The organism is Streptomyces misionensis, assembly GCF_007896895.1.
Classification (GTDB): Bacteria; Actinomycetota; Actinomycetes; order Streptomycetales; family Streptomycetaceae; genus Streptomyces; species Streptomyces misionensis_A.
Window position 1 is genome coordinate 1 of sequence record NZ_VOGW01000018.1, and the last position, 9,354, is coordinate 9,354.

At 74.8% G+C, this 9,354-nt stretch carries 7 protein-coding genes; 5 read left to right on the forward strand and 2 right to left on the reverse strand.

Translation table 11 applies throughout. The annotated features are described in order from the left end of the window. From FRZ03_RS03450 to sucD, 4 genes are all read left to right on the forward strand, one after another. The coding region (locus FRZ03_RS03450; protein WP_146463650.1) for a DUF5682 family protein at positions 1-1,960 on the forward strand (1,960 nt) is incomplete at its 5' end. Further along, a complete protein-coding gene (locus FRZ03_RS03455) occupies positions 1,957-3,153 on the forward strand; it encodes a VWA domain-containing protein (protein WP_398659614.1) in 1,197 nt (398 codons plus the stop codon). The genes FRZ03_RS03450 and FRZ03_RS03455, both read left to right, overlap by 4 nt. 513 nt (positions 3,154-3,666) lie before the next feature. Further along, positions 3,667-4,845: an ADP-forming succinate--CoA ligase subunit beta gene (gene sucC / locus FRZ03_RS03460; protein ID WP_146463651.1), complete on the forward strand. Its 1,179-nt coding sequence runs from the start codon at positions 3,667-3,669 to the stop codon at positions 4,843-4,845. 27 nt (positions 4,846-4,872) lie between these two features. Further along, positions 4,873-5,757, forward strand: a complete 885-nt coding sequence (gene sucD / locus FRZ03_RS03465; RefSeq protein ID WP_146463652.1) for a succinate--CoA ligase subunit alpha — start codon at positions 4,873-4,875, stop codon at positions 5,755-5,757. Between the two features lie 85 nt (positions 5,758-5,842). On the opposite strand, the gene FRZ03_RS03470 is transcribed toward sucD, so the two are convergent. Beyond that, positions 5,843-6,856 (reverse strand): transcriptional regulator, encoded by a 1,014-nt coding sequence (locus FRZ03_RS03470; protein WP_146463653.1) that lies wholly within the window; start codon positions 6,854-6,856, stop codon positions 5,843-5,845. 113 nt (positions 6,857-6,969) lie between these two features. Between FRZ03_RS03470 and FRZ03_RS03475 the strand changes: the two genes are divergently transcribed. Beyond that, positions 6,970-8,661 carry a cell division protein PerM gene (locus FRZ03_RS03475; RefSeq protein ID WP_261398500.1) on the forward strand — a complete coding sequence of 564 codons (1,692 nt, stop codon included), beginning with the start codon at positions 6,970-6,972 and terminating at the stop codon, positions 8,659-8,661. A 25-nt stretch (positions 8,662-8,686) separates the two neighbouring features. On the opposite strand, the gene FRZ03_RS03480 is transcribed toward FRZ03_RS03475, so the two are convergent. Continuing rightward, the coding region (locus tag FRZ03_RS03480; protein WP_146463654.1) for a hypothetical protein at positions 8,687-9,354 on the reverse strand (668 nt) is incomplete at its 5' end.

Sequence of the window (9,354 nt, forward strand, 5' to 3'; positions counted from 1 at the left end):
CATGGGCGCGCTGCGCGAGCGGTACGGCGCGGGCGGGCGCCCCCGGGACCTGGTGCGCGAGGCGCAGATGCGGCTCCAGGCGCGGGCCGCGCGCCGGGAGTTCGGGGACGCGGTGGCCGTGGTGTGCGGGGCCTGGCACGTGCCGGCGCTCGGCGCGAAGACCACCGTCGCCGCCGACCGGGCGCTGCTGAAGGGGCTGCCCAAGGTCAAGACCGATGTGACCTGGGTGCCCTGGACGCACCGCAGGCTGGCCCGGTCCAGCGGATACGGCGCGGGCATCGATTCGCCGGGCTGGTACGGCCATCTCTTCCACGCCCCCGACCGGCCGGTGGAGCGGTGGCTGACCAAGGTGGCGGGCCTGCTGCGGGAGGAGGACCGGATCGTGTCCTCCGCGCACGTCATCGAGGCCGTACGGCTCGCGGAGACCCTCGCGGCGCTGCGCGGCCGTCCGCTGCCCGGGCTGGGGGAGACCACCGAGGCGGTGCGCGCGGTGATGTGCGACGGCTCGGACGTGCCGCTGACGCTGGTGCACGACCGGCTGGTGGTCGGGGACGTCCTGGGCGAGGTGCCGGAGACGGCTCCCGCCGTGCCGCTGCAACGCGACCTGGCCCGGCGGCAGCGCGCGCTGCGGCTCAAACCGGAGGCGCTGGAGCGCGAACTGGAGCTGGATCTGCGGGGGGAGACCGACGCGGCCCGCAGCAGACTGCTGCACCGGCTGCGGCTGCTCGGCATCGGCTGGGGGGAACCGGGCCCCTCGCGGGGAAGCACGGGCACGTTCCGGGAGACCTGGCGGCTGCGCTGGGAGCCGGAGCTGTCCGTGCGGGTCGCGGAGGCGGGGGTGTGGGGCACCACCGTGGCCGGAGCGGCGCAGGCCAGGGCCGAGGCGGACGCGGCCGCCGCGGAGGCCCTCGCCGAGGTCACCGCGCTCGCCGAACGGTGCCTGCTCGCGGGGCTGTCGGACGCCCTGCCGGTGGTCATGCGGGCCCTCGCCGACCGGGCGGCCCTGGACACGGACGTCGGCCACCTGGCCCAGGCCCTGCCCGCCCTGGTCCGCTCCCTGCGGTACGGCGACGTACGCGGCACCGACACCCGCGCGCTGGCCGGCGTCGCGGCCGGCCTCGCCGAGCGGATCTTCGTCGGCCTGCCGCCGGCCTGCGCCGCGCTGGACGCCGACGCGGCCGGGCGGATGCGCGAGCACCTGGACGCGGTGCACACGGCGGTGGGGCTGCTGGGGGAGAGCCTGCCCGGCACGGCCGGCGCCGAGGGCGCCGGACCCGGAACGGCGGAGACGGCGGCCGCCGCCGCGGGGCAGGGCGCGGCGGCCTCGGCCGAGGGCGGCGCCGGGGGCGCCCGAGACCCCCGTGCCCTCGGCGGGCTGCGGACGCGCTGGCGGGCCGTGCTGCGCGCGCTCGCGCCGCGGGACACCGTGCCCGGGGTGATCCGGGGGCGGGCGGTGCGGCTGCTGCTGGACGAAGGGGTACTGGCGGCCGGCGAGGCGGCGCGGCTGATGGGGCTCGTGTTGTCGCCGGGCACGCCGCCCGCCGACGCGGCCGCCTGGATCGAGGGCTTCGCCGGCGGCGGGGGCGGCCTGCTGCTGGTGCACGACGAGCGGCTGCTCGGCCTGGTCGACGGCTGGCTGACCGGAGTGTCGGCGGAGGCCTTCACCGACGTGCTGCCGCTGCTGCGGCGCACCTTCGCGGCGTACGAGCCGGGGGTGCGCAGAACCCTCGGCGAGCTGGTGCGGCGCGGCCCCGGGGAGCGGGCGGGGGCGGCGGCCCGGGCGCTCACCGCACCCGGCTTCGCCGCCGAGCCGGACCCCGAGCGCGCCGACGCCGTGCTGCCGGTGCTGCGCCTGCTGCTCGGCCCCGGCCCGGAGCCGGCTGCGGAATCGGCTCCGGACCCGGACGGCCGGTCCGGGACGACCACGCACGACAACAAACTGGCGGGGGTGGCCCGGTGACGAACGCGACGACGCAGGCGGCAGCGCGGGTGGCGACGGACCCGGACGACCCGGCGCGGGAGCGGCTGCGGCGCTGGCGGCTGGTGCTCGGCGGGGAGCAGGCCGACGGCACCGGATGCGCGCTGTCCGGGCGGGACGCGGCGATGGACGCCACCCTGGCCGCGCTCTACGGCAAGGGCGACAAGGCGCAGTCGGGGCGCGAGCGCACCGCGGGGCTCGGCGCCTCGGCGCCGTCGGTGGCGCGCTGGCTCGGGGACATCCGCACCTACTTCCCCTCCTCCGTCGTCCAGGTCATGCAGCGCGACGCCATCGACCGGCTGGGGCTCGCCGCGCTGCTGCTGGAGCCGGAGATGCTGGAGGCCGTGGAGGCCGACGTCCACCTGGTCGGCACGCTGCTCTCGCTCAACAAGGCGATGCCGGAGACGACGAAGGAGACGGCCCGGGCGGTGGTGCGCAAGGTGGTGGACGACCTGGAGAAGCGGCTCGCCACCCGCACCCGGGCGACCCTGACCGGCGCCCTGGACCGCAGCGCACGCGTCAGCCGGCCGCGCCACCACGACATCGACTGGAACCGCACCGTCGCGGCCAACCTCAAGCACTACCTGCCCGAGCACCGCACGATCGTGCCCGAACGGCTGATCGGCTACAGCCGTTCCGCGCGTTCGGTGAAGAAGGAGGTGATCCTCTGCATCGACCAGTCGGGCTCGATGGCGGCGTCCGTGGTCTACGCGTCCGTCTTCGGCGCGGTCCTCGCCTCCATGCGGTCGATCGGCACCCGGCTGGTCGTCTTCGACACGGCGGTGGCCGACCTCACCGACCAGCTCGACGACCCGGTGGACGTGCTCTTCGGCACCCAGCTGGGCGGCGGTACGGACATCAACCGGGCGCTCGCCTACTGCCAGTCGCGGATCAGCCGGCCCGCCGAGACCGTGGTGGTGCTGATCAGCGACCTCTACGAGGGCGGCATCCGGGACGAGATGCTCAAGCGGGTGGCGGCCATGAAGGCGTCCGGGGTGCAGTTCGTGACGCTGCTGGCGCTGTCCGACGAGGGTGCGCCCGCCTACGACCGGGAGCACGCGGCGGCGCTGGCCGCGCTCGGCGCGCCGGCCTTCGCCTGCACGCCCGATCTGTTCCCCGAGGTGATGGCGGCGGCGCTGGAGAAGCGTCCGCTGCCCATACCGGACACCGCCTGAAGCCGCCGGGGCGACCGGGAACCCGGACGGCGTGGGGGGCGTCGGAGGGGGCATCGGGTAGTCGGCGCATCCGCTCACGCCCGGCCACCTCGCTCCGCGGGGCGGTCGCGCCCGGTCGGCCGAACGCCGTCGGTCCGACCGGGCGGAGCCCCGCGGATGGGGCGGGTGGTCCCCATTGGGGTGGGGACCAACCGTCCCGGCCCCGGTCCTGCCGGAGCCGTCCGGAGACCTCACCGGGTCAACCCCAGCCCGGTGAGGTCTCGTACCCGTCGGTAGGTGGGAGTGGCGCGGCACGGCGTGCCAAGGAACCCGGCATCATGTGACAGGTATCACCGCTCAGGTGTGACCCTCGATTTAGGGAGCCCCCGCAAGCGGCGATAACCTGCGAGACGGACATGCCGCGCGCTCGGACACCGTGTGCGCCCCCCTAGTGACAAGCGGACGTCACGTTGCCCTTCGCGGCACGCCCACGCATCCAACGAACCGCGAGATCACTGATAGGGACGGAAGCGCGTGGACCTGTTCGAGTACCAGGCGAGGGACCTCTTCGCCAAGCACGATGTACCGGTGCTGGCCGGTGAAGTCATCGACACGCCTGAGGCGGCGCGCGAGATCACCGAGCGTCTGGGCGGCAAGTCCGTCGTCAAGGCGCAGGTGAAGGTCGGTGGTCGCGGCAAGGCCGGTGGCGTCAAGCTGGCCGCCTCCGCGGACGAGGCCGTCGCCCGCGCGACGGACATCCTCGGCATGGACATCAAGGGCCACACGGTCCACAAGGTGATGATCGCCGAGACCGCCCCGGAGATCGTCGAGGAGTACTACGTCTCCTTCCTCCTCGACCGTGCCAACCGCACCTTCCTCTCCATCGCGTCCGTCGAGGGCGGCATGGAGATCGAGGAGGTGGCGGCCACCCGTCCGGAGGCCGTCGCCAAGACGCCGATCGACGCGATCGACGGTGTGACCCCGGAGAAGGCCCGCGAGATCGTCGCGGCCGCCAAGTTCCCGGCCGAGGTCGCCGACAAGGTCGCCGACGTGCTGGTCAAGCTGTGGGACACCTTCATCAAGGAGGACGCCCTCCTGGTCGAGGTCAACCCGCTGGCCAAGGTCGCCTCCGGCGAGGTCATCGCCCTCGACGGCAAGGTCTCCCTGGACGACAACGCCGAGTTCCGTCACCCGGAGTTCGAGGAGCTGCACGACAAGGCCGCGGCCAACCCGCTGGAGGCCGCCGCCAAGGCGAAGAACCTCAACTACGTGAAGCTCGACGGCGAGGTCGGCATCATCGGCAACGGCGCCGGTCTCGTCATGAGCACCCTGGACGTCGTCGCGTACGCCGGTGAGAACCACGGTGGCGTCAAGCCCGCCAACTTCCTGGACATCGGCGGCGGCGCCTCCGCCCAGGTGATGGCGAACGGCCTGGAGATCATCCTGGGCGACCCGGACGTCAAGTCCGTCTTCGTGAACGTCTTCGGTGGCATCACCGCCTGCGACGAGGTCGCCAACGGCATCGTGCAGGCCCTGAAGCTCCTTGAGGACCGCGGCGAGAAGGTCGAGAAGCCGCTCGTCGTCCGCCTCGACGGCAACAACGCCGAGCTGGGCCGGAAGATCCTCACGGACGCCAACCACCCGCTGGTGCAGCGCGTCGACACCATGGACGGCGCGGCCGCGAAGGCCGCCGAGCTGGCCGCCGCCAAGTAAGCACGAGGACGAGGACACCGACACACCATGGCTATCTGGCTCAACAAGGACAGCAAGGTCATCGTCCAGGGCATGACCGGCGCCACCGGCATGAAGCACACCAAGCTCATGCTCGGTGACGGCACGAACGTCGTGGGCGGCGTGAACCCGCGCAAGGCGGGTCAGACCGTGGACTTCGACGGCACCGAGGTACCCGTCTTCGGCACCGTCAAGGAGGCCATCGAGAAGACCGGCGCCAACGTCTCCGTCATCTTCGTGCCGGAGAAGTTCACGAAGGACGCGGTCGTCGAGGCCATCGACGCCGAGATCCCGCTGGCCGTCGTGATCACCGAGGGCATCGCCGTGCACGACACGGCGTCCTTCTGGGCGTACGCCGGCAAGAAGGGCAACAAGACCCGGATCATCGGCCCGAACTGCCCCGGCATCATCACCCCGGGCCAGTCGAACGTCGGCATCATCCCGGGCGACATCACCAAGCCGGGCCGCATCGGCCTGGTGTCGAAGTCCGGCACGCTGACGTACCAGATGATGTACGAGCTGCGGGACATCGGCTTCTCGACGGCCGTCGGCATCGGTGGCGACCCGATCATCGGCACCACCCACATCGACGCGCTCGCGGCCTTCCAAGAGGACCCCGAGACCGAGCTGATCGTGATGATCGGCGAGATCGGTGGTGACGCCGAGGAGCGTGCCGCCGCGTTCATCAAGGACAACGTGACCAAGCCGGTCGTCGGCTACGTCGCGGGCTTCACCGCGCCGGAGGGCAAGACCATGGGTCACGCCGGCGCGATCGTCTCCGGCTCCTCCGGCACCGCACAGGCCAAGAAGGAGGCCCTGGAGGCGGCGGGCGTCAAGGTCGGCAAGACCCCGACCGAGACCGCCAAGCTGGCCCGGGAGATCCTCTCCGCCTGAGCGGCTCGAACCGACGCCCGCAGGCCCGCCCCGTTTCCCGGGGCGGGCCTGCGGGCGTTCTCGGCGCAGCGCGCGGGTGCGGGGCTCACCGAGGAGTCGGCTCGACCCGGTCCGGTCCCGCGGCCGAGTCCTGGCGGAGTTTGTCCCGCAGCAGCTGCTCGGTGCGGGACAGCGGGCCCATCGGGGCCGTTTGCAGGGTGAGCGTCGTCGCACCGATGATCGTCACCGTGAAGGCGATGGCCGCGCGGGTCCAGAAGACGTTCCGGCGTTCGCCGACCGTGCGCACCGCCGGGGGGTGGGATGCGCGCAGCCGTTCCCGCGAGGCGAGTTCGGTGAGCCGGCGGTGCAGCAGGGCCGTGTCGGCCAGTTCGGGGACCTGCGCGGCCACCGCCTCCCGCGCATGGGTCAGCCGGTTCGCCGCCGCCGGGGTGCTGGCCTCCGTCTCCGCCGCCGTCTCCGGCAGGTCGAGGCCGACGCCGTCGTACAGCACGAGCGTGCGCCGGTAGGAGGGCGGCAGCCTCAGCAGCGCGTGCAGCAGGTCCCGGTCGGCCGGGTCGGCGGGCGGCGGCTCGGGGTGCCGGTGGCGCGGCCGGAACCGGTGCCAGGGCGAGAGCGCGCAGTCGTACGCCACCGCCCGCACCCATCCGGCCGGGTCCCGGTCCTGCGCCACCTCCGGCCAGCGCTGCCAGGCCTGCTGGAAGGCGTGCTCCACCGCCTCGCGGGCCAGCTCGCGGCGCCCGCAGAGCAGATAGGTCTGGCGTACGAGGGCCGGGGCGCAGAAGGCGTAGAGCGCGTCGAAGGCCTGAGCGGGCGTCAAGGGCTCGGGGCCGGGCGCCGGACCGGCGTCCGGTGCGTCGGGAGGCGGCTTCTGGGAGCTGTCCTGAGGGTCCGTCGGCCGGGCGAACGAGGCGAGGAGTTCGGCGTACGCCCGCCCCTCGGCGCCGGTCGGGTCCCGGCGGCCGGACTCCCACGCGCGCACCGTGGCACGGGCCACGCCGAGGCGTGCGGCGAGCTGAGCGTGTGTCATGGCGCCGGACCGGCGCAGGCGTCGGCGTTCCCTGGGCGGTGGCAGCGGGCTGGCGGAGATCTGCGTCGTCACCGTGCACCCTTTCGTACGATAAGTGACATAAACATATATTGAGCGACACTTCGGTGGTTCACCTGTTACGCCGGGAAAGCGCGTGTCGTTGGGAGCATGGCGACGTGACCCAGATGACCGATCGCCGACCGTCGCTCACCCCGCTGTCCACCCGGCTGCGCGACCGTCCGCCCGGCCTGTCCGCCAGCCTGCTGAACGGCGTGGTCGCGGCCGGGCTCGGCCTCGGCGCGCTCACCGTGCTCGTCCTGGTCCTGTGGATCAGCTCGCCCTATCCCGACAGCGGGCCGAGCGGCGCGCTGCACATCGCCGCCGCGCTCTGGCTGCTCGCGCACGGCGTCGAACTGGTCCGCACCGACACCCTCTCGGGCGCCCAACTCCCGGTCGGCATCACACCGTTGCTGCTCCTCGCGCTGCCGGTGTGGCTGCTGCACCGGGCCGGCCGCTACGCCACGGACGCGCCCGCCGAACCCGACGGGCCGCCGCCCGTGCCGGTGCGCACGGCATGGCTGGGCGTGGTCCTCGGCTACCTCGGCGTCGGCACCGCCGCCGCCCTCTACTGCTCCGGCGGCGAACTGCGCTGCTCCTGGGGCGGGGTGGCGGTGTGGCTGCCGCTGGTCGCGGTGGCCGGGGCCGGCGCCGGGGTCTGGTCGGCGCACGGCTGCCCGCCCCAGCCGCTGCCGCGGGTGCTCACGGTGCTGCCGGGGCCCGTGCGGCGGGCGGTGTCCGGCACGGACGCGCGGGCGCGGCTGGGCGCGGCGGTCCGGGCCGCCGGGGCGGCGACGGCCGTGCTGACCGGGGGCGGGGCGCTGCTCGTGGCCGCCTCGACGGTGTGGCACGGGGGCGCGGCACGGGCCTCGTTCCTGGAGCTGACGGACGGCTGGACGGGACGGTTCGCGGTGCTGCTGCTCGGCATGGCGCTGGTCCCCAACGCCTCCGTGTGGGCCGCGTCCTACGCCCTCGGCCCCGGGTTCGTCCTCGGCGCCGGGCACCCGGTGCACCCGTTCGCCTCCGATCCGGCCCCGCTGCTGCCGCCGTTCCCGCTGCTCGCGGCGGTGCCGGACGCCGGCCCCGGGACGCGGCTGAACTGGGCGGCCGGGCTGGTGCCGGTGGTGGCCGGGATGACGGCGGGGTGGTTCGTGGCGCGGGCGGCGGTACGGGAGCCCCGCCGCTGGCGGGCGGGCCGCACCGCCGGGGTGGCGCTGCTGACGGCGGCGGTCTGCGCCCTGCTGCTGACCCTGCTCGCCGCGCTGGCGGGCGGCCCGCTGGGCGTCGCCGCGCTGTCCCGCTTCGGCCCGCCGTGGTGGCTGACCGGACCCGCGGCCGGTGCGTGGACCGCGCTGTTCGGGCTGCCGACCGCCCTGGTCGTCCGGGCGTGGCGGCTGTGGCGGCGGCGGGCGGGGGCCGACCCGGCCGGGACGGCGTCGCCGAGGACGCCGGCCGTCGTCCCGGAGGCGAAGCCGAAGAACCGGGCGGGGGCCGGGCCCGGTGCGCGGCGCGAGGGCACCCCGGTCACCGCGCCGAAGCCCGTCCGGGACCCGACCCTCGCCGAGGAGGAGGGGTACGACGTCCTTCCCGCCGAACCCTTCGTCCCGGGCCTGCGCGACGATCTGGACCGCGCTCTTCACCAGGACCGGGCTGACCCGCCCGAGCCGTCCTTCCCCGAGCCGTCCTTCCCCGAGCCGACCGGGACCGCGGCGGGCGGGACGGTGGCGGGCGGGAACGCGGCGTCCGGAAACGCGGCGTCCGGGAACGCGGGCGGGACGCCCCGGCAGGACGAGACCCCCCGGCAGGACGAGATCCCCTGACGGGACGGACCCGGCCTGCGCCGGGCTACTCGTTCCCCGCGCTCAGCATGCCCCGCAGCTGCTGCGGCAGCAGGGTCTGGCAGGACTGCTTGGCCTCGTGGGTGAGGGCGTCGTCGACACAGGTGAAGTAGTCGCGGTAGACGAACTGGACCGCGAACGTCGAGGCGACCAGGACCAGGGCGAGGGCCGCCGTGACCAGGCCGCCGACGGCCGCCGTCGTCTGCGGCCGCCCGGCGGGCGCGGGCGAGGGCTGGTCCGGGGCCGGGGTGCGCGGCTTGGCGCGCAGCGAGCTGATGCCCCAGTACAGGGCGAGGGCGCCCAGCAGCAGCGCCACGTACGGCCAGCCGAACAGGACGAAGAAGACGGCCCACATGCCGGACAGCAGGGCGTAGCGCGCCCGGCGCTGGACCGGGTCCGTGGGGTCCCAGCGCATGCCCGCGCCGGGGCCGCCGCCCGGCCCGCCCTGCCCGCCCGGGCCACCGGGACCCTGCGGACCGGCGCCGGGACGCTCGCCGAAACCGCCGGGCGCACGCCCGGGCTGGCGGTCGCTCCACTGGCTGCCCCACGGCGAGCCGCCACCCTGCGGCGCACCGGGACCACCGCCCTGACCGGCGCCGGGCCCGCCCTGGCCACCGGGGTGCCGGGGCTGCCACGGCCGGTCCGGGGCGCCCTCCGGCGGCGGCGCGAACGGGT